Origin of the sequence: Corynebacterium aquatimens (genome assembly GCF_030408395.1) — a bacterium.
Lineage (GTDB): Bacteria > Actinomycetota > Actinomycetes > Mycobacteriales > Mycobacteriaceae > Corynebacterium > Corynebacterium aquatimens.
In genome coordinates this window covers 2,222,161-2,247,031 of record NZ_CP046980.1, presented here as the reverse complement: position 1 = coordinate 2,247,031, position 24,871 = coordinate 2,222,161, and the positions used below count along the sequence as shown (strand labels likewise).

The following is a 24,871-nucleotide window of genomic DNA, read 5'->3' as shown; positions in this document are numbered from 1 at the left end:
ACCAGCGCATTTCCGAAAATTCCGCTACTGTTCAGGTGTTGTTCACATGTTTCAGATCCGGAACGAGGAGTCTGCCGTAAAAGGCGGAAGTGCGGCAGGGTGTTCTGCGCACAGGAAGCATAAGAAAAGGACGCTTAAGCCGCGATTTCTCGCGACTCAAGCGTCCCTTCGCTCCATCGGCCTTTAGGCGGGGCCGATGTGTGGGTTACTTGATGATGTTGGAGGAGCTGTTCTGGCCTCCGTGGTTGTCGCCGTCCTTCTTGCTGCTGTGCAGCGGCTTGGTTTCGGTGACGTTTCCGTTCTCATCCGTCTTCTGCAGGGTGAGCTTGAGGGCGTTAGCGATGGACACGAGAGCCGTGACTAGGCCAGAGATACCAGCTACGGCGCCGAAGACCGGCAGACCAGCCTCAATCTGGCGGGCCAGATTCGGGTCGTGGATACCCAGCTGCTTCTGGACGTTGGTGATCGCGTCCTTGATCGCCTGGTTGTTGGTCTGGCTACCAATCATGATTGCCAGGCCCAGCAGACCGCCCAGGACGCCACCGACGATGGCACCAACATTGACTTCGCCCTCCGGCTTGATGGAGGAGCCACCCTTCTTCGGAGAATCCTTCTTCTTTTCGACCTTGATCGTTTCCTTGGTTCCGGTTGGCACGCCGTTGGTGTCAAGGACCTCCACGGTGACAGTGCCGGTTGTGGACGGAACGTTCTCAAGAGTGATCGTGCCGTCGGATGCAACGGTCACGTCTACAGTGCCGCCGGTTGGCAGCGTGACGCGGACCTGGGTTCCTGGTGTGATGCCCTTGACCTTTCCAACCAGAGTGGTTGTTGTCGGAGCAGCCTTAGTCGTGGTGGTCGATGTCGGAGCACCCGTGGTCGTGGTTGCAGACGTCGTGGTGGTCGTCGGAGCACCTGAGGTCGTAGTTGCCGACGTCGTGGTGGTCGTTGGAGCAGCCGTGGTCGTGGTTGCAGACGTCGTGGTGGTCGTTGGAGCAGCCGTGGTCGTGGTTGCCGACGTCGTGGTGGTCGTTGGAGCGGCCGTGGTCGTGGTTGCCGACGTCGTGGTGGTCGTTGGAGCAGCCGTGGTCGTGGTTGCAGACGTAGTCGACGTCGGGACAGCTGTGGTTGTCGGTGCAGCCGTGGTTGTGGTTGCAGACGTAGTCGACGTCGGTGCAGCCGAGGTCGTGGTTGCAGACGTGGTCGTGGTTGCAGACGTGGTGGTCGTTGTCGACGTCGGCGGGACAGTTGCAGCCTTGACGGTGAACATGACCGGTGTCTGCGAGGTTGCTTCCGTTCCGGTGGTGTTGTCTGCCGCCGGGGTGAACTTCGCGGTGACGGTGTAGTCGCCTTCTGCCAGTTTCGTGGTCAGGGTGGCGGTTCCGTTGGTCACTGCTGCGGTGCCCAGGGAGGTGGTGCCGTTGAAGAATTCGACGGTACCAGCCGATGCCGGATCAACCTTTGCGGTCAGGGTGACGTCGTCCTCGGTGGTCTTTTCCTCGGTAGGTGCGGTCACTGTGACCGTCGGGGCCGTCGCCGGCGCCTTCACCGTGAATTTAGGAGCAGCATCGGAAGTGCTCTCCTCGTAAGTAGCCGGATCCTGTGGGGTGAACTTCGCGGTGACCGTGTAGTCGCCAGCCGGCAGGTTGCCCGTCAGGGTTGCTTTGCCGGAATCTGCCTCGTACGTGACCGTGCCTGGCAGCTCCGTGTCGCCGTTGTGGAAGGTCACCTGGCCCGGGACCTTAGCGTCCACGGTCGCTTCGATGGTGATCTCATCAGTGGTGAGCTTGTCTTCGGTCGGTGCGGTGACGGTAACGCCCGGCTTGATCTTGTTCACGTTGAACGTTTTCGCAGCCAATGACGTCGACGCGTTGTGGGTCGTCGTGTCTGCTGGGGTGAACTTCGCGTTGACTGCGTACGCACCAGCGGGGAGCTTGTTGGTGGTCAGCGTTGCCACACCAGTGTTTGCGTCGTACGCAACGGTGCCGGGGATTGTGTCGTTGCCGTTGAAGAACTCAACCGAACCTGCCGTGGCTGGATCAACCTTGGCAGTCAGGGTGACTTCGTCGCCAACGTTCTTGTCGCCGGTCTGGTCGGACACGGTCACCGTCGGGGTGATCTTCGTTGCGTCCTGAATCGAGATCGGTGCGGCAGTGGTGTTTTTGGAACCGGCGTAGTTCGAGTTCGCTGCCGGAATGTACTTCAGCGTCAGTTGGTGCGTCTTCACCTCAGTGAAAGTCTTATCGTACTTCGCCACACCGTTGTTGACCGGCTGCGGATCGCGAAGTGGGGTGCCGTCGAGGATGAACTCAACGTCGCCGCCGTTAACAAGATTGCCGTCCTCGTCCTTGACTGTTGCCAGCATGTCCAGCTTCGTGCCAGCGGGGCTCTGCGCCGGGCCGGTGTAGGCCACGGTGGTAGGCATCTTCACAGTAACGGTTGCGGGAGCCTGGGAGCTCGCGTTGTTGGAAGCAAACTCATCCGACGATGTGAACTCGGCGGTGATGTTGTTCGTGCCCAGCGGAAGTTTCTGCGTGAGCTCAGCCTTGCCGCCGTCGACGGTGACCGGTTTGCCGATGTTGGTGCCGTTGTTCTTGAACTGAACGGTACCTGCTGCGGTGCCTGGGTTAACGGTCGCCGTGAGCTTCACCTCGTCCTTTGGGCCAGCCGCAGTCTTGTCGGCAGCAACAGCTACGGTTGGCTGAACAGGCTTGACGACGGTGAACTTGCCCTCGCCAGACACCTCAGCGTAGTTGGAGTTAGCCGCCGGGATGTACCTCATCCTGAGCGTGTGTTCTTTGTCGTCGCCAGTGTTGTTGAACGTCTTGTCGTACTTTGCTACACCGTTGACGACATCCTGTGGGTTCGGCAGCGTGGTGCCGTTGAGGATGAACTCGACCTTGCCACCATTGATCGGCTGGCCAGCTTCGTCCGTGACAGTCGCTTCCATCCAGAGCTTGCTGCTCCCGAACTTGTGCTTCGCCGGGCCTGTGTAGGTAACGGTGGGAATGGATTTCACCTGGACAGTTGCGGGCTGAGTCGTGCTTGCGTTCGTGAACGCAGCGGAGTCGGTAGGGGTGAACTCTGCGGTGATGGAGTTGGTTCCAACAGGTAGTTTCTGCGTCAGTTCTGCCTTGCCGTCGGTGACAGTTTTGGGCTCTCCGAGGTTCTCGCCGTTGTTCTTGAACTGGACGGTGCCTGCAGCGGTGTCCGGGTTGACGGTGGCCGTCAGCTTCACCTCGTCAGCAGTGGTTGCAGCGTTCTTATCTGCAGTCACTGTCAGCGTAGGCGTCTTGGGGTCCGGAGCCTTAACGGTGATCTGCTGGGCAGTGGACGTGCTGACGTCGTAAAGCGTTGTATCGCTCGGCGTGAACTTTGCGGTGACGTTGTAGGTCTTGATTTCCTCCAGCTTCCGCGTGATGGAGGCCTTACCGGTTGCCGGGTCGTAGTTCGTAGCCTTGCCCAGGGACTCGTTACCGTCGAAGAATTCCACCTCACCGGCAACCGCTGGGTTCACGGTAGCTTCCAAGGTGACATCCTGATCGGTTGTCGCGTTGGAAGGCGCAGACAACATGGTCTCAGGCTTCTGAGCAACATTCACCGTGGCCTCAACCTCAGAATCCGTGTACGCCGTGGTGGTGTCCGCGGTGAACTTGGCCTTGAGCGTGTGCTTGCCTGGGGCGAGGGTCAGTCCGGTGAACGTCTTGGAACCGGTGAAGTTGTCCTCGCGCGCGATTTCCTTGTTACCCTCGAGCAGAACCAACGTGCCCTTGGCTGCAGCATCATTAGCTTCGACCTTCAGATCAAAAGTCTCGTTTGCGTAGACGCGCTGGGTGTCAGGGGTAGCGGTCAGTGTGGTGTTGACCAGAGGATTGACCGTGACCTTGCCGGATCCGTTGGATGCCTTCCAGAGCGGCTTATCCGGTGCGAAGGAGAGGGCGAAGGTTTGATCGCCACCTTGGTCGAAAACAACGTCCTCCAGAACGGCCTTGCCGTCCTTCACGTCGACCGTCTTTGTAATTGTGTCGTTGGTGAATGTCACCTTTCCAGTCGCGTCCGCAGGCGTAACCTCCGCGGTAACCGTGCCTTTGCGCGTAGCAATGAGCGTCTGATTATCGGCAAGCTTGACGGAGCTTTCTGCTGCGGTGGGCAGCTCGTTTCGCTTAGGAAGCTCCTTCGGAGCGATCTTGAACGCGGCCTCATTCATCGGCTGAAGCACGTGGAGGTTGTCGCGGTACTTGTACACCGCGTATTCCGGAACGTGGATACCAGGAATGTCGGGAGCGGTGAACTTGGACTCGATGTTCCACTGGCGCCCAGCGCTCGTGTTGTAGTCCCTAGTGCTTTGCAGACCGACGTAACCCTGGTTGACCGTAGGCCAGAGCCGGTTGTTGTAAAGACGCTGTCCCCAGCTGGGCCCATAAGTGCCCCTAACGCTGTAGTCAGTTTGGGTGACGCCGTTCGCGTTGGCGCGGGTCTTGACCACCATCGAGGTATCGATTCCCGGGCTGTTGGCGTTGTACTGCAGAGCACTGCCTTCGACGTAATCCGAACCGACTGGAGGGTTAAACCCGACTTCATACAGTCGCCCGTAGTTGCCCAGGCCACCCCGTTGGCTGGTCATGCGGCCATTGATTTTGTATTCTTCGCCGGGCTGCAACTCGACTGGGTTGTCCAGGGAGCTCGTCTTGTCGTTGATGGCGAAGTTGGTGTAGGTATCACCATCGTCGTTGGTGCCACCAGATTCGTTCATCTGGTACTTTGTCGGGAACGGCGTGTTGATGGTCTTCGTGTCATCAGGGTTGACGTTGAAATCTTCGTTGTTCACCGTGATCACATAACGGGCGACCAAAGTGTGGTCACCGTAAGACTTAGGCGTGATCTGGGCGGTGGCAACGCCTTGATCGTTGACATCCTCGGTAGCAACCAGAACACCGTCGAGGAAGAACTGGACCTTACCGCTGGTGGCCTCGGGGACGGTTGCGGTGTAGGTTGCAGACTCCTTGATCTTGAGTGAATCGGGACCGGCCACTGAAACCTTTTCTGCGGCATTGGCCACTGAAGCGGAAAGAACAGCGGTGTTCACCGGTGCGATCACCGGGGTTGCCACTGCCAGGGCGGTCAGGCCAGCGATGGCGGTGCGGATGGGGAAGCGTTTAGCCATGGAAATTCAACCTCGTGAAGTAGTCGCCCCACCCACGCGCGGATGCTTATGGGCAGGAAAGAACAGGGGTATGTCTTGACCTTAAATCGTTTCCACGGAATTGGCACGGGCCTAATAGTTTCTTACCAGCGGATTCTTCAAAACTTCCGCGAGTGTTCAGGTCTAGTTCACTTCCACCGTGTGTTTCATCGGATTAACACTCTGGCCGATCGCCGTCGTTCTCTGTCGATCGGTCACTGCCGATCGCTCCCGATCACTTCCGACACCCTGAAAGCTAGATCCTTCCGATCGCGGCTGTCTGTTGGATACGCTTGGCATGTATTCAGAGACATCCTGACACCGCTAACACCCGCACGACCTATAAGTAATTATGCACGTTTTTGACCTGCAAGTTTATCTGCTGGACCCAGAAACTTCAGCCGACGGTGTCAAAATCGTCAGACGTCCCTGCTGATCCCAGCACCAACCCCACCACACTCCCGAGCAAAACCGCTTGTGCAAAGACGCCCGCAGCATTCACCGCTACGGGCGTCGAACATGCAGACCGGTGTCGCCGGCCAAAACTGAGGTACGGCTAGGGAGTGCTACTTTTCCACCTTCGAGCTGGTGACCTTCAAAGACCCGTCAACGCCCGCTTTGGCCAGAGTGCCAATCGACGCGGCCAGGGCGATCAAGCCCAGCACACCGCCAACCATCGGCAGGCCACGCTGTACCTGGTTGGCCAGGTCCTCGTTGAAAATGCCCAGCTGCTTTTGTGAGGTGGTGATCACCGAGTTGAGGAACGGGATGTAGGTCTGGCTGCCCAGGAGGAGGACCAGGCTGGCCGCGATTCCAAGCGCCCCGCCGATCCCGGCGGTGTTGTCCACACCACCTTCAACTTCCACGTTGATGGAGCTACCGGGGCGCAGCACGTGGACGTCGAAAAGCTCCGTGAACGGTCCCTCCGGGCGAATCCCTGTGGCATCAGCGGGGCCCAGCACGCGGGCCTTGATGCGGTAGGTGCCCGTCTTCACCGCAGTCCAGTCGTAGGAGGCGTTGCCGTCAGCATCGATGTCGCCGGCGCCCAGCGGAGTCCCGTTCTCCAGGACGAACTGCACCTGGCCCACCGTGCCCGGGTCAACCTTTGCCAACAGCTTGGTCACGCCGCCTAAAACTGCTGGCGGGATGAATCCGGCAAACGCGGGGACCGGCTGCCCCAGTGCTGATACAAGCTCCGGACCAATGTCCACGGAGTCAACATCCTCGGTGTCTTCGATGATGTCCGTGTCAATGGTTTCAGTGACCTCAGCCGTTGCACCGTTGAGATCCTTCGCTAGCGCAGAACTCGGCGCAGTAAGGCCCGCAACAACTACGGACGCGGCGGTCGCCCCAGCAATCAGTGCGCGGCGTGCGGAGTGGAGTGTCATAGCTTCCTCAATTCCCCAGGGGTGTGCGTGGTTAATAACGGATACCGATGCTGGCAAAGAAGTCCCGCACCGCCGGGTGCTTCAGAACCACCAAACCAATCGTTCCCAACAAGAACGTGATAATAACACCAATACCAGCGTAAATCCCGGTTTTGCTGGATCCATTTTCGCTCAGGCTCGACCCAGTCTTCGAGTCGTTGCTCGACCCGGTCTTCGATTCAGTGCTCGATGCGTTGGACGCCCCAGCGCTCGACGTTCCCGGTGCCACGTTCTTTTCTGCGACCGTCACCGTAAACGGTACGGAGTAGCCACCCTTGACGCCGTTCGCGCTCTTGACGTAGGAGTGGATCTCATACACACCTGGCGTAGTGAAGGTGTGCGTGAATCGCGCGGTTCCATCCGCCCCGATCGCAGCCTCGCCCAGCGGCGTTCCATCGATCAGCTCGAAGTGCATCGTCCCCTTTGTACCCGGCGCCGTACCCGCAACAAGCGTGATCATGCGGCCAAGCTCAGTCTCCTTGACCTCGCTCGCGTCAACCGCAGGAGCCGCAGGCTTATCGACGACCGGAGCCACCGTCTCCGTCACCGTCTCCCGGACCGTTTCCTTCGCCGTAGTCGGCTTGTTGACTGTCTCAGTCTCCTTCACCGTCGTCGGCTCAGTCGTGACCGTGGTCTCGGTCTTGGTTTCCGTCTCCCGGACCGTCGTCGGCTCAGTCGTGACCGTGGTCTCGGTCTTGGTTTCCGTCTCGCGGATCGTCGTCGGCTCAGTCGTGACCGTGGTCTCGGTCTTGGTCTCGGTTTCGCGAAGCGTCGTCGGCTCAGTCGTGGTGGTGGTGTTGGTCTTGGTTTCCGTCTCCGTCTCACGGACCGTCGTCGGCTGAGTCGTGGTCGTGGTGTTAGTCACCGTGGTCGGCTGAGTCGTGGTTGTGGTGTTGGTGACCGTGGTTGGCTCAGTCGTGGTGGTGGTGTTGGTCACCGTCGTCGGCGCAGTCGTGGTCGTGGTGTTGGTCTTGGTTTCCGTCTCACGGACCGTCGTCGGCTCAGTCGAGGTCGTGGTGTTGGTGACCGTGGTCGGCTGAGTCGTGGTCGTGGTGTTGGTGACCGTGGTCGGCTGAGTCGTGGTCGTGGTGTTAGTCACCGTGGTCGGCTGGGTCGTGGTCGTGGTGTTGGTCGTGGTTTCGGTCTTGGTTTCCGTCTCGCGGATCGTGGTCGGCTCAGTCGTGGTCGTGGTGTTAGTCACCGTGGTCGGCTGGGTCGTGACCGTGGTTTCGGTCTTGGTCTCGGTTTCGCGAAGCGTCGTTGGTTCCGTCGTGACCGTGGTTTCGGTCTTCGTTTCGGTCTCGCGGATCGTGGTCGGCTCAGTCGTGGTCGTGGTGTTAGTCACCGTGGTCGGCTGGGTCGTGACCGTGGTTTCGGTCTTCGTCTCGGTCTCGCGGATCGTGGTCGGCTCAGTCGTGGTCGTGGTGTTGGTCTTGGTTTCCGTCTCACGAAGCGTCGTCGGCTCAGTCGTGGTCGTGGTGTTAGTCACCGTGGTCGGCTGAGTCGTGGTCGTGGTGTTGGTCGTGGTTTCGGTCTTGGTTTCCGTCTCGCGGATCGTGGTCGGCTCAGTCGTGGTCGTGGTGTTGGTGACCGTGGTCGGCTGGGTCGTGACCGTGGTTTCGGTCTTGGTCTCGGTTTCGCGAAGCGTCGTCGGTTCCGTCGTGACCGTGGTTTCGGTCTTCGTTTCGGTCTCGCGGATCGTGGTCGGCTCAGTCGTGGTCGTGGTGTTAGTCACCGTGGTCGGCTGGGTCGTGGTGGTGGTGTTGGTCTTGGTTTCCGTCGTGGTGTTGGTCACCGTTGTCGGCTGAGTCGTGGTGGTGGTGTTGGTCTTGGTTTCCGTCTCACGGACCGTCGTCGGCTCAGTCGTGACCGTGGTTTCGGTCTTGGTTTCCGTCTCCGTCTCACGGACCGTCGTCGGCTCAGTCGTGGTGGTGGTGTTAGTCACCGTGGTCGGCTGGGTCGTGACCGTGGTTTCGGTCTTGGTTTCCGTCGTGGTGTTGGTCACCGTCGTCGGCTCAGTCGTGGTCGTGGTGTTGGTGACCGTGGTCGGCTGAGTCGTGGTGGTGGTCTCGGTCTTGGTTTCCGTCTCACGGACCGTGGTCGGTTCAGTCGTGGTGGTGGTGTTGGTGACCGTGGTCGGCTGGGTCGTGACCGTGGTTTCGGTCTCGCGGATCGTGGTCGGCTCAGTCGTGGTGGTGGTGTTGGTGACCGTGGTCGGCTGAGTCGTGGTCGTGGTGTTGGTCGTGGTTTCGGTCTTGGTTTCCGTCTCGCGGATCGTGGTCGGCTCAGTCGTGGTCGTGGTGTTAGTCACCGTGGTCGGCTGGGTCGTGACCGTGGTTTCGGTCTTCGTTTCCGTCTCGCGAAGCGTCGTCGGTTCCGTCGTGGTCGTGGTGTTGGTGACCGTCGTCGGCTCAGTCGTGGTCGTGGTGTTGATGACCGTGGTCGGCTGGGTCGTGACCGTGGTTTCGGTCTTCGTTTCGGTCTCGCGAAGCGTCGTCGGCTCAGTCGTGACCGTGGTTTCGGTCTTGGTTTCCGTCTCACGGACCGTCGTCGGCTCGGTTGTGGTGGTGATGTTGGTGACCGTCGTCGGCTCGGTTGTGGTGGTGGAGACGGTGGTGGTCGTGACAGGTTTCTCGTCGATGGTGACCGCGTGTGAGTCTTCGGATGTAGCGTACGGGCTGTTCTGCTCAGGGACGAACACGGCTTTGAACTCGTAGGACCCCGGATTGTTGCGGCTTACGGTGAATTTCGCGCGACCATCGCTGAGGGATTGGCTGTCTACCTGGTTGGGGCCGTCGTAAAGCGTGATTGTGCCCTTCGCCTCCCTTGGGGCGACCATGGCGGTGAGGGTGAAGTTCTCCCCGACGTAGTCTTTCGCGGGGCCGATCAGGGCGATGGTGGTCTGTTGCGTGGGCACGTTAGAAGCGTCGACGGTGACGGTGGTTGAGCCGTTCGATCCGTTGTGGGTGTCCACGGCGCCGCCGGTGGGGACGAATTGGGCGGTGACCGTCTTGGTGCCGCCGGACTTCGGCATGTAAGTGAACGAAGCGGCGCCATTGTTTACTGGGGCCCAGCCCAGGGAGCCATCCTCGTCGGAGAAGATCACGTGGCCCTGCACACCCGGGGTGACGTTCGCGGTGAGCGTGGTGGACTGGCCGAGGGTGACCTGGTTCGGGTCCGCGGTCACCGTCGTTGTGGTGGCCTTGCGGCCGCGCTCCTTGACGTAGAGGTTGGTGTTTGCCGAGGGGCTGTTGTACGTAGCCGAATCCTGCGGCGTGAACACAGCGGACAGCGGGTGGTTGCCGGTGGTGAAAGTATCGGTCAAGGTGGCAACGCCAGTTTGCTTATCGACGGTCGCCGTACCAATCGACACCCCGTTATCGAAGAACTCGACGGTGCCTTCGAGGGCAGGGTCAACGGTTGCTGTAACCGTGATCTGGTCGCCGGCGAACTTGTCGCTTTCCGCTTCGAGCGTGAAACCGACGGTCTTCTTGGCGACGTTGACGGTCCAGGTTGCGTCGTCGCCGTTGTAAACATCCTGGTTGGTGGGTGTGAAGACGGCTTTGTAGGTCTTGTTGCCGTCGCTGGTCGGCGTGTGCGTCGCGGTGGCGGTGCCGGCGGGTGCATCCGCGGGGAGGCCGATTTCGGTTTGGGTGCCGTCGACGACTTCGTAGAACTGCACCGAGCCGGGGATGTTGTCGCCGACGGTGGCGGTCAGGTTCAGTTCCTCACCGACGGTTCCGGTTTGCGGGGTGCCGTCGAGCGTGAGCGTGGTGGCCTTCTTTGCGACCTCAATGTCGACGGTTGCGTCGGTACCGTTGAACGCGTTCGTGTTGGTCGGGGTGAAGACGGCCTTGATGTTCTTCGTGCCCGACGTTGCCGGGGTGTAGGGCGCAGTTGCTGTGTTGTTCTCCGCGGTGACCGGCACGGCGTTGCCGATCTTGGTGTCGGTGTCGCCGGTGGTGTCGTAGAACTGGACCGTACCGGGGACGTTGTTGCCGACGGTGGCGGTCAGCGTCAGTTCTTCACCCGCAACGCCTTCGGTCGGGGTGCCGTCGAGCGTGAGCGTGGTGGCCTTCTTTGCGACCTCAATGTCGACGGTTGCGTCGGTACCGTTGAACGCGTTCGTGTTGGTCGGGGTGAAGACGGCCTTGATGTTCTTCGTGCCCGACGTTGCCGGGGTGTAGGGCGCAGTTGCTGTGTTGTTCTCTGCGGTGACCGGCACGGCGTTGCCGATCTTGGTGTCGGTGTCGCCGGTGGTGTCGTAGAACTGGACCGTACCGGGGACGTTGTTGCCGACGGTGGCGGTCAGCGTCAGTTCTTCACCCGCAACGCCTTCGGTCGGGGTGCCGTCGAGCGTGAGCGTGGTGGCCTTCTTTGCGACCTCAATGTCGACGGTTGCGTCGGTACCGTTGAACGCGTTCGTGTTGGTCGGGGTGAAGACGGCCTTGATGTTCTTCGTGCCCGACGTTGCCGGGGTGTACGCCGTGGTGGCTTTGTTGTTCTCTGCGGTGACCGGCACGGCGTTGCCGATCTTGGTGTCGGTGTCGCCGGTGGTGTCGTAGAACTGGACCGTACCGGGGACGTTGTTGCCGACGGTTGCGGTCAGCGTCAGTTCTTCACCCGCAACGCCTTCGGTCGGTGTGCCGTCGAGCGTGAGCGTGGTGGCCTTCTTGGCGACCTCGATCTCGCCAGTTGCTTCGGTGCCGTTGTAAGCGTCCTGGTTGGTGGGGGTGAAGACGGCCTTGATGTTCTTCGTGCCCGACGTTGCCGGGGTGTACGCCGTGGTGGCTTTGTTGTTCTCTGCGGTGACCGGCACGGCGTTGCCGATCTTGGTGTCGGTGTCGCCGGTGGTGTCGTAGAACTGGACCGTACCGGGGACGTTGTTGGCCACGGTTGCGGTCAGCGTCAGTTCTTCACCCGCAACGCCTTCGGTCGGTGTGCCGTCGAGCGTGAGCGTCGTGCCCTTCTTTGCGACCTCGACGTTGAGCGTTGCGTTGCTGCCAATGAAGTTTGCCGTGTCGTTGGGGGTGAACACAGCCTTGAGCTTCTTCGTCCCTGCAGAGGTCGGGGTGTAGGTCAGCTGCGCGGTGTTGTCTGCATCGGTCACGGTTGCTGTGGCGCCTGCAACGGGTGTTTCGGTTCCGTCTTCGGCGACCTCAAACAGCTGGATGGAGCCGGGAATGTTGGTGGGACCGACCTGGACCGGAAGCGTCAGTGCTCCGTTGGCCGTACCTGTGGTCGGGGCGTCGACGAACTTGATCGTGGACTGCGTCTTACCAGCCGGAGCCTTCACTGTGACGGTCTCGGTTGCCGAGGACTCCGCCCAGTTCGTGCCAGCCTTCGGCGTGAATGTTGCCTTGACGGTTGGAGTGCCCTCTTCGGTGAAGGTGTGCTTGATCGTCGCTGTGCCGTCATCAGCAACGGTGGCGGAGCCCAACTTGGTCGTGCCGACCGTGAACACGACGGTGCCTTTCGCACCAGGCGTGGTGACCGTAGCCTTCAGTTCGCCCTCAACATTCGCCTCGAACGTCTGCCCGGCAGGTACCTCGATCGTTACCTCTTTGCGCAGGTTCTTTTCTGGCAGCTCCGGCTTTTCGACGCGGTACACCGAATCATCCAAGCGGCGCAGGAAATATGTGGAGTTGTTGAAGTACTTGTAGGTCGCAAGTTGAGTGAAATAGACACCTGGAGTGGTCGGGGCCGTGAACTTGCCCTCCACGGTTTGGTTTCCTGAGTAGTTGGTAAACAAGCCCGGCTCGAGGAGCACGGCGAAGAAGCCTGGGTTTACCGGGAGGTTGGAGCCCTCCCAGGTGCCCAGAGGACTTTTCAACTTGGTCTTATTTGGTGTGATTGATTTGCCCGAGACGAAAGCCGCCCCAGGAGCAGGGTTCAAACCAAATTCGTAGATCTTTGAAGACGACGGCACGTTCATGACGCCACGGACGGTTATTTCGGTCCCAGGTTGGATCGACACTGGGTTGTCCACGGTGCCGGTCTTACCGTTGACCGTCGAAGTATAGCTGTCGTACTCCGGGCTGTTGCCGCTCTTCCGCTCCGGCGGGATGTTCACCGGCGTGTTGAAGTTCACCGTGACGTCTTCACGCGGGTTAAAGCCGTTCTTGTCCACGAAGCGGGCCGTGACGGTGTGCTCCAAGAAGGACTTCGGCGTGATGGTGCCGATCGCCTGGCCGCCAGTCACGGTTACTGGGGTGCCGACCGCGACATTGTCCAGGAAGAACTGCACGGACCCGCCGTCGGCGTTGGGGACGTTGACGGTGAAGTTGGCGGCGGTGTTGTACGCAACTGTTGCGGGAGGTTGATTGAAAGAGAGCTGGTTCTCTTCCGAGTGATCCTCACGTACCTGCGCGATGGCGATGGGGGATAGGCCTGCCGGATAGATGGATGGGGTGACGATGGTGAGGGCGGTCAAACCAGCAATAGCTGTACGGAAGGGGAGACGACGGGACACGTTGATACCTCTTGTCTAAAAGCCCCTCTCAGCTGCGCAACGGGGCTGGCTATATGGATACACCAAGGTTATAGACAGCAGGTTTTGATGTCACCTCTTCGAAGGTTTATGACCAGCGGAAATATAAAAATTCAAGAAGCGTTCAGGTCTTGTTCATTTCCCAGGTGACGCTGGCTGGATCTAGCGCGTCGTAGAGCGAAAACCCTAGGGTTGCTTGGTGCTGGCGGCTATCGAGAAAATGAACGAAAGGGAAGGAGGCCGGTCATGACTATCACTGCCGAAAAATATACGTACCAGACCTTCTGGTCAGAGGAGGACCGCGAATTCGTCACCACGGTAGCGGAGTTCCCTCGTCTTTCATGGTTGGATTCCACTCTTCAGGGATCGCAAGATGGAATGCGGAACCTCATCGAAGAGATTCTTGAGGACATGCGAAGTAACGGTGAGTAACCCCCTGCTCCTCTCGGTCAACGTGATTATTCCGGCAAGTTCAACGTGCGGATAAGCAGCTCCCTTCACCGGGAACTTTGCATGGATGCAGCGCGCGAAGGCGTTTCCCTCAATGCTTGGGTGAGTTACAAGTTGGCAAAGACGTAAGTCGTGGAAGGCCCTAACAACGTTAAAGAGCGGCAGGAGTCCAACTCTCCTGCCGCTCTTTTACGCGTTTACTGAGTCGCGCTTAGTAGTGAATCCCGATGCTCGCGAAGAACTTCTTCACAGCCGGGTGACCCAGCAGAGCGATGCTGATCGCGCCCAGCAGGAAGGCCAGCAGAACACCGATTCCGGCGTAGAGCGCGGTCTTGTTGTCCGTGCTGGAGCTGTCCGCGGAGCCTGCACCGAGCTTGACGCTCGAGCCGCCCTTGTCCGCAACGGTGACGGTGAAGCTCGGGGACTTCTGGCCCTTCGTGCCGTCGGGTGCTTGGACGTAGGACTGGATCTCGTAGGAACCCGGAGTGGTGAAGCTGTGGGTCAGCTTCGCGGTGCCGTCCTTGCCGATAGGCGCCTTGCCCAGGACCTGGCCGTCCTTGGTCACAAAGACGATCTCGCCCTTCGTACCCGGCGTCGTGGACGCGGTGAGCGTGACGTCGCGGCCAGCGGGGGTCTCCACAACCTTCGACGCATCCACAGCCGGCGCCGGAAGCGTACCCGTCGCACCTGGGACCTGCTGCGTGGTGGTCACATTGTTGGTCGCCGTCGTGGTGACGGTCTCCTTCTCTGTGACGGTCGTCGGACGGTCCACAGTGGTCGTCGCACGCTCGGTTGCGGTTTCCTTTGTGGTCACCGTTTCCTTGGCCGTCACGGTCGTCGGCTTCACCACAGTCGTCGGCTTCTCGACGGTCTCAGTCGCCGTCTCCTTCACCGTCGTGGAGAGCGTCGTTGGCTTCTCGACGGTCGTTGTATCCGTCTTCGTCTCCGTCGTCGTTGCCGTTGTCGACTTGGTGACCTCACCGACAGTCGTCGTGGCCGTAGCGGTCGTCGGCTTCTCGACGGTGGTGGTCGCCGTGGTCGTTGTCGATTCGACCTTGGTGGTCGTGGTCGGCTCGGTCTTGGTCGTCACCGACGTGACGGTCGTCGGCTTCTCAACGGTGGTCGTCGCCGTAGTCGTAGTCGGCTCGACCTTGGTGGTCGTGGTCGGCTCCGTCTTGGTCGTTGTTGCCGTGGTGGTCACGGTTGACGGGGTAGCCGTTGTGGTGGTCGTTTCTGTAGTCGTTGTCGATTCGACCTTGGTGGTTGTGGTCGGCTCCGTCTTGGTCGTTGTTGCCGTGGTGGTCACGGTTGACGGGGTAGCCGTTGTGGTGGTCGTTTCCGTGGTCGTTGTCGATTCGACCTTGGTGGTTGTGGTCGGTTCCGTCTTCGTCGTCACCGACGTAATGGTCGTCGGCTTCTCGACGGTGGTTGTCTCCGTAGTCGTTGTCGATTCGACCTTGGTGGTTGTGGTCGGTTCGGTCTTGGTCGTCACCGACGTAATGGTCGTCGGCTTCTCGACGGTGGTTGTCTCCGTAGTCGTTGTCGATTCGACCTTGGTGGTTGTGGTCGGTTCGGTCTTGGTCGTCACCGACGTAATGGTCGTCGGCTTCTCGACGGTGGTTGTCTCCGTAGTCGTTGTCGATTCGACCTTGGTGGTTGTGGTCGGCTCCGTCTTGGTCGTTGTTGCCGTGGTGGTGACGGTGGATGGGGTAGCCGTCGCGGTCACGGTATTGGTCACCGGAGCTGGTTTCGGGTTGACCTTCACGGCGTGCGTCGCTGGGAGCGTGGCGTTGAAGGCGCCGGTCGGGTTGTACGCTGCCATGTACTGGTAGTCACCAAGCGATGCATTAGGCACGGTGATTTCCGCTTTGCCGTTCTTGATCGTGACTGCCTCTCCGATAGGACCGGTTCCATCTGAGAACTGAACGGTTCCCGTGGCGCCCCTCGGGTTGACGAAGGCTGTCAGCGTGATTGAGTCGCCTTCGGTAACGGACTTCGGGCCGGTGAGCACGAGGTTCGTATCCTGATTAACGCTGCTTGCCGCTTTCACGGTGATGTCGACGCTCTTCGTCGTGCCGTTGTGGGTGGCTGCAGATGCGTTGATGGGGACAAACTCAGCCTGGACTGTCTTCTTGCCGTCGGTGCGCGGGATGTAGGTGAACTTCGCCTCACCAGTGGCTGGGTCCACCGGCGCAAAAGCTTGGACACCGGTGCCGTCGTCAAACATCACGCGGCCTTCGACTCCGGTAGGAACCTTAGCGGTGACGATGGCGGATTCGCCCACGGTCAGCTCAGACTTGTCCGAGCGAAGCTCAAGCGTCGTGTCGATCTTGTTCCGGTCGCCGATAACCAGATTTGTCGTGCTTTCAGCGGTCGGGTATGTCACGTTGTCGAGCGGAGTGAACACAGCTTTCAGCGCGTGACTTCCGGCAGTATTGAACGACTTAGTGATTGTAACTTCGCTCGTACCAGCGGCGACCGACTTGGTGTCCAATGCCTTATCACCGTCGGTGAAAACGATCGTGCCAGCCACAGCTGGGTCGATCTTGGCGGTGATTTTGACATCCTCGCCGACCTTCTTACCCTCTTCGGCTGAGAGGGTGATTGTCGTCGTCGGCTGCTTGATATAGATGTCCTGGGTCTTTTCGGAACCCTTGTAGGCCTTGGTGTCATTAGGCGTGAAGACGGCCTTGGCGGTTTGCAGACCGAGTTTGAACAGCTGTGGCTGGACCTTTGCAGTCCAGTCGTTTGCTTCATTGACCGGGATGGGTTCGCCGTACTTTACGTCGATCTTGGTACCCTGCTCTTCTACCACCGAGTAGAACTGGATCGTTCCATCGACTTTCTGATCGACCGAGGCAGAGGCATCGAACTTGACACCCTGGACGGTTTCCGAAGGCAGAGTAAGGGTGATACTGGTAGCCTGCGCCGGAGCGTGCTCGACATACACCTGCCCGGTTCCCTCAGACTCCGCCCAGTCGGTGCCTTGAGCTGGGATGAACTTAAGCTTGATGTCCTGCTCGCCGTGGGTTTCGAAGTTTACTGGGTAAAGTTTCGCTTCGCCGTTCACGATTCCTGCTGTGCCCAGCTGCTCGTCTTGCGTGCCGTTGGAACCTGGGCGGATAAACGTCACCGTTCCTGATGCTTTGGGCGAAACAGTCGCTACCAAGGTGCCGTCGACGGTAGCCTGAAGCTTTTGTTCGGGGGCCAAGGCGACGGTCACCTGTTTGCGGAGGTAGCGCTCTGGCAGCTCCGGCGAAGTGACTCGGAACACAGCGGTGTCCATGCGGTGCATGTAGCGCGTCTTATTGCCACCTGTTATTCCGGTGTACTTAAAGATGGCGAACTGAGGGTAGTAGATACCCGGGGTTTGCGGTGCCTTGAACTTTCCTTCTACCTCAGCTTTTTGGGCATTGTACATTTTGAAGTCATCCGGGCGGAAGGTAATAAACGCGTTGCCGGGGTTTGCCTTCGGATTTCCGGGCACTCCCCAGTTTCCGTCCGCGTCCTGATGCACTCGGATGCCCACGCCGTTGGAGTCAGCGCCTTGGTAAGCAACACTGGCGGTTCTGTCCGTGCGCTTAGCCGATACGAACTCAGTTCCTGAGGGTGGGTTTAGGCCGATCTCCCAAACGTTGGTGAAGCCACGTCCAGAGAAGCTATTAGATCCGGTCAGGGTGAATTCTTGGCCCTGCTTCAAAGCTAGGGGATTGCTGTCCGTTTTGCTGGAACCATTGATGGTGAATGAGTACCGGTTGTCCCTGATCTCCTCATCTGTGATGTTTTGCGACTTCACTTCTTTTGGTACGGCCGCCTCGGTCAGTTTGGTCGCAAATTCCTTGGTCACATCAGCGCGAACGTTGAATCCATTGGGGTCAACGTAACGTGCGGTGACGACGTGCTTGAAGGCGTCGGTAGTGAATGACGTCGGCTTCACCGTGATGGAGGCGTAGCCGTTCGTGATTGCAACCGGTTCGCCTTGGGCTACGCCGTCGAGGAAGAACTGGACCTTGCTGTTTGGCTCCGGGTTGGGGACCTGAACCGAGAAGGTGCCCTCGGTCCTGTAAGCGACCTCGGCGGGGTTGTCAGATGGGGTATTTGGGCGAGCCTTGAACACCAGCTTGTTGCGAGTGGACAGATCCTCGCGGACCTGGGCAACGGCTGCGGCGAGCAAGGAGGTGTTCACCGGGGCGACGACGGGGGAGGCGATGGCCAGGGCGGTCAGACCGGCGATGGCGGTTCGGAATGGGAAACGCTTGGGCATGTGTGGCGCTTTCTTTCGTGGGGCTCACGGGTGATCGTCGAGAAGCGGAAGCGTCACTTTAGAGCCCGTAACTACAACGGATGTATTGATCATAAAGCCCTGTATTGCCACTGTCAGGCCGATCGTAGGACAATAAAGAAAAGTTAGCTGAATGTTCATCTACTCGCGGGGACTGAACTCCACGGGATTGTAAACGGGAAGCTAATGAGCAGGTGAAGAGTAGGTTAATACCTACGGTTTTGTAGCTACTGGGGGCGTTTTTGTTGACAGGCTCACTTATCCTTGGCCTGGCAGGTAGCTTCAAATTTCTTCGGAATACATTCACCGATCAGGGGAGATCTCACGCAATGCGTAACCAAATCACTCGCGCCGTACTGGCTTCGGCCACTGCTGTGGCTCTTACCGGCGGGCTGGTGGCTGCGCCGCATGCTCAAGCGCAGGGCACGAACATCAAAACGACAGAAATGATGGTGCCGATCGCCTGCAAGATCCAGGCGAAGCGCACTGGAATGAACGTCGTAGTAAAAAGGGTAATCGGAGCGGCCGAGAAAACTTACAACTACTCCAACCAAGAAGATCTTCATTTCAAATCGAAAGTTACGGCACCAACCACGGTCGTTCCGGGTGAAAAATTTGACTATGTGATGGATATCGGCAAGGTTGGCGCGCCGAAGAAGATCGCCATTGCGACAGTCAAGCGGGGGTCGCAAATGAACCTTTGGATCGATCTCCCGAGCAATGCGACCGTAGAAAAGGTTGAGCTTAAGGGCGGAGACCCGAAGATTAAGGCGCGCATTGAAGGCAACCGCCTCCACTTCTACGGTGAGGGCGGGGCTGACGTTACCCAGTGGGAGGTTGGCGAGAGCAACGATAGGAACTGGAAGCACGGCGGCCTCGAAGCGGTCGACGGCGGGAACCTGTGGGTTGCAGACATGCCGGTTGTCACCCTGAAGATGAAGGCGGGTAACACTGAGGGTGCGACTATTCAGCCTTACTTTGACAAGTCTGACCCGGACAAGTTCCCGTCTACTGCTTTCGTCCAGGTGTACGCTGACGCGACCGGATCCTACGGCCCGATTAGTGCGGACGTGTCCGCCTTCGCGCGCTGCGGCCTGTCGGAGAACGACTCCTCCAACCCGAAGGTGCCTGCGACGCCGTTCCCCGCGGTGAAGATCGTCAAGCCCGCGGCGCCGGACCGCAAGGCTGCGGCCGTGGTCAAGGTTGTGAACTACAAGGACGAGCCGGTTGCTGCCGGCACCAAGGTTGACATCACGGTCGATGGAACCAGGCGAACGGTAACGCTCGGTGCGGGTGGTACAGCCACGCTGCCGGAGGAGACCATCAAGGATGGCGCGTCCAAGCAGGTCACCATCGCGCTGGCGGACAACCCGTCGGTCAAGCAAACCGTCACCCTCAAGGGCCAGGCCACCGCGCAGCCGGAGGCGGAACGCACCGCGACACTGAAGCTCCCGCGCGGGCGTTACGACGCCACGGTGAACGTCACCGTGAAGGACTTCCGTGGCAACCCGATCCCGAACGCGGTGGTGAAGGTCGGCAGCAACGACCAGGTCACCGCCAACGCCAACGGTGTTGCGACGATCACCCGCACGCTCCAGGAGGACCAGAAGGCGAATCTTCGCCTTTCGCTTGCCGACGATTCTTCGGTCACCGATACCGTGCAGCTCGTCGGTGCGGCTGACGCTAAGCCGGTAGCTGTGACCCTGCAGAAACAGGCCCGACAGGTGGAGTCGACTGTAAACGTCACCGTCGTGGACTCCAACGGCGCCACCCCGCCGGCGGGCACGAAGGTCGCGCTGCGCACCGAGGGTGCGCAGCCGGTGATCGCAGAGACCAACGCCGAGGGCGTCGCTACGCTCAAGACCAACGTCACCGAGGGACAGACCGCAAACGGTTCGGTGTACCTCGTCGAGGAGGAGACCTCTTCCGCAGACGTGACGCTTGCCCCGGGCAAGACCACAACGGCCGAGCTGGTCCGCACCGTACAGGCTGAAGACGATGACACCGTTGAGGTTACTGACGTGACCCGTAAGGCCGAGGTCACCGTCAAGCGAGCTACCGGCGAAACCCTGCCGGAGGGTACAAAGGTCAACTTGATGGTGAACGGAACCGCTGTAGAGGGAACCGTCGATAAGCATGGAAAAATCACGCTGATCCGCACCATCAAGTCCAACGCGTCGGAGGCCCTTCGCGTTGCTCTGGCTGAGACCCCTGAGACCGTGAAGACCACGAGGCTCTTCGGCGCCAGCGAGCGCGTCGGCCAAGTGGAGCTCACCATGGCCGCGCAAGAGATTGACCAGGCCATTGAGGTCACGGTGAAAAACGCCGACGGCTCGCTTTCGAAGAACAAAACGCATGCGCTCACCGTCGCTGGCGCGGAACGCTCCATCACCACCGATGCCGACGGTAAGGCGACCGTACCCGTGAAGGTCACCGAGGGTGAGGACACAACCTTCGCGGTAGCGCTCAAGGGCAGCGACGACGCGCAGTCCGCCGTCGTCACAGCCAAGCAGGGCGCTGAACCGGCCAAGGTCACGCTGACTCTCGCTCCGACTGAGGTCACCATGCCCATTGAAGTCACCGTTAAGGATGACGTTGGCAAACCGGCCGCGAACACCCCGGTTGAGATGACCATCGGTGAGAAAACCCTTACCGCTACTACCGATGCGAAGGGCACAGCTACGTTCCGTCCGACGCTGACTGAAGGCACCTCCGCCGTTGCAGTGATCAGCGCACCGGGTGGCGTCCCCACCAGCCTTGTCCTTGGCGCCAAGCGCGACCCGAAGAAGCTCCAGGTGACCGTCGATAAGCCTGCTGCTCCCGCAACGAACACGAAGCCGACTGAGAACCCCAGCACCCCGGGCAGCACGACTCCCACGCCGACGACCACCACGCCGGCGACCACCACCCCAGCACCTAGGCCGTCGACCCCGGACGCTGCAGACCCCACGACCAAGAACGCATCCTCCAACGCTGACCTGTCGGTCCTGTGGATCATCCTGGGCACCCTGCTCGCGGGCCTCGGCCTCGGCGCTGCCGCTGCATGGGGTGCAAAGCAGTTCAACATCCCACTGCCGTTCTAACCCCAAGGGGCTACCTGGCAGGTAGCCCCTTCATTCGTTTCCCACCACCGCACACCCATAAGGAATCTCATGAAAAACCGCAGGATCTCCACCCTGGCTATCGCCGGGCTGACCTCCCTGGCCGTAGCCATCAGCCCCGTGACCGCTCCGAACACGTCCGTTCTTTCCGCCGCCGTGGCGCAGGCGCAGAACTCTGCGCTCTCCTTCACCGAGGGCCCGGCGACCGTCAAGTACAACACTCCCGCGAACTTCACCGTGACAGTCCCGAACGCTGAAACGGGTTCCAAAGTTCAGTTCTTCCTGGACAACGTTCCTGTCGCTACCGTTTCTGTTTCCGGCGGTACCGCAGCTGCGAGGATCACTCCAAAGTCCTACGGCCAACACAAGGTCATCGCCCGCTACGTCGACCCGCAGGGATTCAACCCGCGTGCCGACATCAATCGCACCTTCACGACGGCCGTCGACATTCAGCCAATTATCAAGGCGGGCCCGTACGACGGGTCGGATGATGAAATTTACGATTCCCGATTCAAGTCCGGTTCCAACCTCGTAACAGGAACTCAAGCCAAGCCGTTCGTGGTTCAGCCTGGTGCGGCGTACACCCAGCAGGTCACCATGAAGGTGGTGGATGCCGGAACCGTGACCTACGAAATTGGTATCAACCCGCCAGCAGGGGCGACCTACGTCGCAGGTCGTCGCACCGATGACACGGGCAAGAACATCATTCGGCGTGGTAAGGCCGACGGTACCGCGTCGTTGGAGAACGGCGGTGGTGATTCCCGTTCTATTTGGGGCACGACCGGTGAGGTGAAGTATGGCGCGTTTTACGCATTCACCTGGCGCGGTACTGCGCCGAAGGTGAACCCCGGCTACGTCGCGTTGGACGCGTATAGCACGTTGGGCAACCTCAACCGCACGTTCGTGATCGAGGGCGACTTCAAAGCCCCGACGACACCGGGTCTTTACCTATCGCAGATGGGTTACTTCAAGTTCCGCACGGGCCCGACCCACTTCCTCCGTCTCATGGACAACGGCTACATTCGCGTTGCGGAGCCGAAGCTTCCGGACCGCAAGCAGCGCACCAACTCCACAGTTAAGGTTGCGGCCAACCAGAAGTTCGTCGCTAAGCAAGCGGGGAACCTCGAGATCACCGTTACCCCGTCCAACGCCAGCGGTACCGTGACCGTGAAGCATGGAGACAGGGTTATTGTGAATGGTGCTTCCGTGACAGGGGGCAAGGCGTCGATCGCGAACGTGAAATTCGATGAGCCGGGCACGCCTGAGCTCACCCTCGAGTTCACGTCCACGACTCCGGGCGTGAACAACTCCACTGGCAAGGGCAATGTCACGGTCGTCGAGCCGGCAGCCACGACCACCTTGGAGCTGGAGGTTCCTAAGTACGCAGTCGTGGGTGATTTCACTCCGCTGAAAGCCAAGGTTGCCCCGGCTGCTGCAGGCCGCATCGACTTCTACGACGGCGAGACGCTTATCGACGGTAGTGACGTCGACGATGAGGGCAACGGATCCATCGATGCTGTCCTTGAGAATGAGGGCGACCGTACGATTCGTGCAGTTTTCGTGCCCGGGGACAAGGAGAAGTTCGAGGGCAGCGAGGACACCCAGACGCTCAAGGTCTACGCGGAGGAGCCCCAAGCCGAGGTGAACGAGCCGGAGGCCAATACAAATCCTGCCCCGGTCGTCATTGGTTCCGAAGATCCGAAGCCGGAAGACTACATCGCCAACGCTGGTGACCTGCCGGACGGCACCAAGTACGAGTGGAAGGACAAGCCCGACTTCACGAAGGAAGGTGAGCAGGACGCCACCGTCGTGGTGACCTACCCGGACGGCTCTGTTGACGAGGTGCCGGTCAAGGTGATCGTCGAGAAGCCAAAGAGCTCGAACCCGAGCACTACATCGGCTGCTGCTCCAACTACGACGAGCGCCGCAACAAGCACGGCACCTACGACCACGACCTCAGCCGCCACGTCAACGGCTGCTACCTCGACGACTTCCACCACGACTGCGGCGTCGAGCGCTACCTCCACGACGACTTCCGGTAAGGCCACTACGACCACATCCGCTACTTCCACGGCAGCTACTACGCCTAGAACCACGTCTGGCACCAAGCCGACGACTACTGCGGCTCCTACGAAGCCGACGGCAACGGCAACGAACACCACTACGGCTACGGCAGTGGCAACGACAACGGCCACCGAGACTAAGTCGGACGCCGACACGTACAACCCGAAGCCGATTAGCACGGTGCCGACGGTCAGTGACGGCAAGCTTCCTGCGCCGGCGGGCCTGATCGCGAATGTCGATAAGCTGCCGGGCGGCACTGTCGTTTCGTGGGATCAAAAGCCTGATTTGACCAAGAGCGGAGACAATAAGGGAACGATCAAGATTGCGTATCCGGATGGCACGGCCGATCAGGTGGAGGTGACCGTTCCGGTGAAGGCGGTGACAACGGCAACGGCAACGGCAACGGCAACGTCCACCGCCGGTACGAAACCGACGACAGGCGTACAAACCACAACTGCGACTACCTCGGCTACTGCGCCGACGATCACAACTACTACGACCAGTGCGCAGCCAAGTACAACGACCGAGAAGCAGTCCTCCGGTTCTTCACAAAAGGAGCAGAACCAAGGCTCCTCCGCGCCGACGTGGCTGAAGGTGCTGCTTGGCATCTTGTTCACCGTCATTGGAATCGGCGCCGGGTTCTTCGCGTGGAACCAGTTCGGTCCGAAATAAGGTGTCAAAAGAATTGTCTGAACGTGAGCGTCCCGTCGGTGAAAACCGGCGGGATTTCCGCTTATAGTGCTTGTATGCCTCGATTCCCGATCAAGAGTGTCGATGTAGCCAACTTTGGTCCGTTTGCACACGTACAAACGGACTTCAGTAAGGACGTCAACATCATCGTTGGTGAGAACGGTACAGGAAAAACCCAGTTTCTGAAGTTGTTGTACGCCTGTACGAGTGTCATCGATTCACACGATGCAGAACTGACCAAAACTGTACTGAGCCGCGCAATCGCGGATCGGTTGAAAGGGACATTCAAACCAGACGCTCTTGGTCGCCTCGTTAGCCGTGTTCAAGGCCAGCAGACAACGTCGGTGAAAGTGAAGTATGCGGGAATCGGCGAACCCTTGGCTTTCGGATTTCACACCACCGCAAAGACTGAAGTGAAAGTCGCTTCTATACCGAACTCGCGGTTGGAGGACACCGCGGTGTTCCTCCCTTCGAGAGAGCTTCTATCGATTTATGAGGGGCTCGCTAACCTTTTTGACACAGTTCAAGTCCCGTTTGATGAGACGTGGCGTGATACCGCCCGCTTGTTGGAGCGTAAACCCCTTCTGGGGGCGCGCAGTGAAAACGCTCGTCAACTTATAACTCCGCTCTTGGAAGCTCTAGAGGGCAATGTCGTCGAGGAAAAAGGGCGTTTTTACGTGAAACGGGCAGCCGGTGATTCGACTACGAGCAAACTAGAAGCTCACCTTGTGTCAGAAGGCCATAGGAAACTCGCGATGATTGTTCGTCTAGTTCAATCCGGAGTGCTTTTAGACGGCGGGTACCTGTTTTGGGATGAGCCCGAGGCTAATCTGAACCCGAAAACTCAGCGTGCGGTGGCTCAGGCGATCTGCACGCTGGCGATGCATGGCACGCAGGTGTTTGTTGCTACACATAGCGTCTTTATGCTCCGTGAACTCCGTATGCTCCTCGAAAACAACGAAGGGGTGACGTCCCAATACATCGGTCTCGTCCGTAGCGCCGGATCCGCCGGGGTGGTGGCTGAGTCTGGAGCCGAGCAAAGCGACTTAAGTATCATCACGGCGCTAGAAGAAGAGGGTAATCAGGCGCTCCGATACTTGGGGGTGTGATTTGGTTACCCGTGTAGAAGATAGAACATCGATCTTTACTTTCGGAGACGAGTGGGAAATTAAAAGTGTGTCTCGCTGT

Annotated in this window: 9 protein-coding genes; 5 read left to right on the top strand and 4 right to left on the bottom strand. The window is 59.5% G+C overall.

What is annotated here, in order from left to right:
• Window positions 1–205 precede the first annotated feature (205 nt).
• The 3 genes from CAQUA_RS10100 to CAQUA_RS10090 all read right to left on the bottom strand — a co-directional run bounded on the left by CAQUA_RS10100 (window position 206) and on the right by CAQUA_RS10090 (window position 13,078).
• A complete protein-coding gene (locus CAQUA_RS10100) occupies window positions 206–5,161 on the bottom strand; it encodes an Ig-like domain repeat protein (RefSeq protein ID WP_196825234.1) in 4,956 nt (1,651 codons plus the stop codon).
• Between the two features lie 584 nt (window positions 5,162–5,745).
• Entirely contained in the window at window positions 5,746–6,567 is an 822-nt protein-coding gene (locus CAQUA_RS10095; RefSeq protein ID WP_196825235.1) for a hypothetical protein, read from the bottom strand.
• 31 nt (window positions 6,568–6,598) lie between these two features.
• Entirely contained in the window at window positions 6,599–13,078 is a 6,480-nt protein-coding gene (locus CAQUA_RS10090) for a beta strand repeat-containing protein (protein WP_196825236.1), read from the bottom strand.
• Window positions 13,079–13,342: 264 nt separating this feature from the next.
• Between CAQUA_RS10090 and CAQUA_RS11255 the strand changes: the two genes are divergently transcribed.
• Together CAQUA_RS11255 and CAQUA_RS11250 are read left to right on the top strand one after the other, a co-directional pair.
• On the top strand, window positions 13,343–13,528 hold the full coding sequence (locus CAQUA_RS11255) for an antitoxin HicB (RefSeq protein WP_331273460.1): 186 nt from the start codon (window positions 13,343–13,345) through the stop codon (window positions 13,526–13,528).
• 45 nt (window positions 13,529–13,573) lie between these two features.
• Window positions 13,574–13,675 (top strand): toxin-antitoxin system HicB family antitoxin, encoded by a 102-nt coding sequence (locus CAQUA_RS11250; protein WP_435383915.1) that lies wholly within the window; start codon window positions 13,574–13,576, stop codon window positions 13,673–13,675.
• Window positions 13,676–13,757: 82 nt separating this feature from the next.
• Here the strand turns inward: CAQUA_RS11250 and CAQUA_RS10080 are convergent, their stop codons facing one another.
• Entirely contained in the window at window positions 13,758–17,810 is a 4,053-nt protein-coding gene (locus tag CAQUA_RS10080; protein ID WP_196825237.1) for an Ig-like domain repeat protein, read from the bottom strand.
• A gap of 347 nt (window positions 17,811–18,157) precedes the next feature.
• Here CAQUA_RS10080 and CAQUA_RS10075 point away from each other — a divergent pair, with 347 nt between their 5' ends.
• From CAQUA_RS10075 to CAQUA_RS10065, 3 genes are all read left to right on the top strand, one after another.
• A complete protein-coding gene (locus CAQUA_RS10075; RefSeq protein ID WP_196825238.1) occupies window positions 18,158–20,911 on the top strand; it encodes a hypothetical protein in 2,754 nt (917 codons plus the stop codon).
• A 69-nt stretch (window positions 20,912–20,980) separates the two neighbouring features.
• Window positions 20,981–23,665, top strand: a complete 2,685-nt coding sequence (locus tag CAQUA_RS10070) for a Rib/alpha-like domain-containing protein (RefSeq protein WP_196825239.1) — start codon at window positions 20,981–20,983, stop codon at window positions 23,663–23,665.
• Window positions 23,666–23,688: 23 nt separating this feature from the next.
• Window positions 23,689–24,792, top strand: a complete 1,104-nt coding sequence (locus CAQUA_RS10065) for an AAA family ATPase (RefSeq protein WP_196825240.1) — start codon at window positions 23,689–23,691, stop codon at window positions 24,790–24,792.
• The last annotated feature ends 79 nt before the right edge of the window (window positions 24,793–24,871 follow it).

Bases quoted from the DNA above. Each gene is read 5' to 3' on its own strand.
- CAQUA_RS10080 (WP_196825237.1), bottom strand. From the start codon at position 17,810: ATGCCCAAGCGTTTCCCATTCCGAACCGCCATCGCCGGTCTGACCGCC.
- CAQUA_RS11255 (WP_331273460.1), top strand. From the start codon at position 13,343: ATGACTATCACTGCCGAAAAATATACGTACCAGACCTTCTGGTCAGAG.
- CAQUA_RS10095 (WP_196825235.1), bottom strand. From the start codon at position 6,567: ATGACACTCCACTCCGCACGCCGCGCACTGATTGCTGGGGCGACCGCC.
- CAQUA_RS10070 (WP_196825239.1), top strand. From the start codon at position 20,981: ATGAAAAACCGCAGGATCTCCACCCTGGCTATCGCCGGGCTGACCTCC.
- CAQUA_RS10075 (WP_196825238.1), top strand. From the start codon at position 18,158: ATGCGTAACCAAATCACTCGCGCCGTACTGGCTTCGGCCACTGCTGTG.
- CAQUA_RS10100 (WP_196825234.1), bottom strand. From the start codon at position 5,161: ATGGCTAAACGCTTCCCCATCCGCACCGCCATCGCTGGCCTGACCGCC.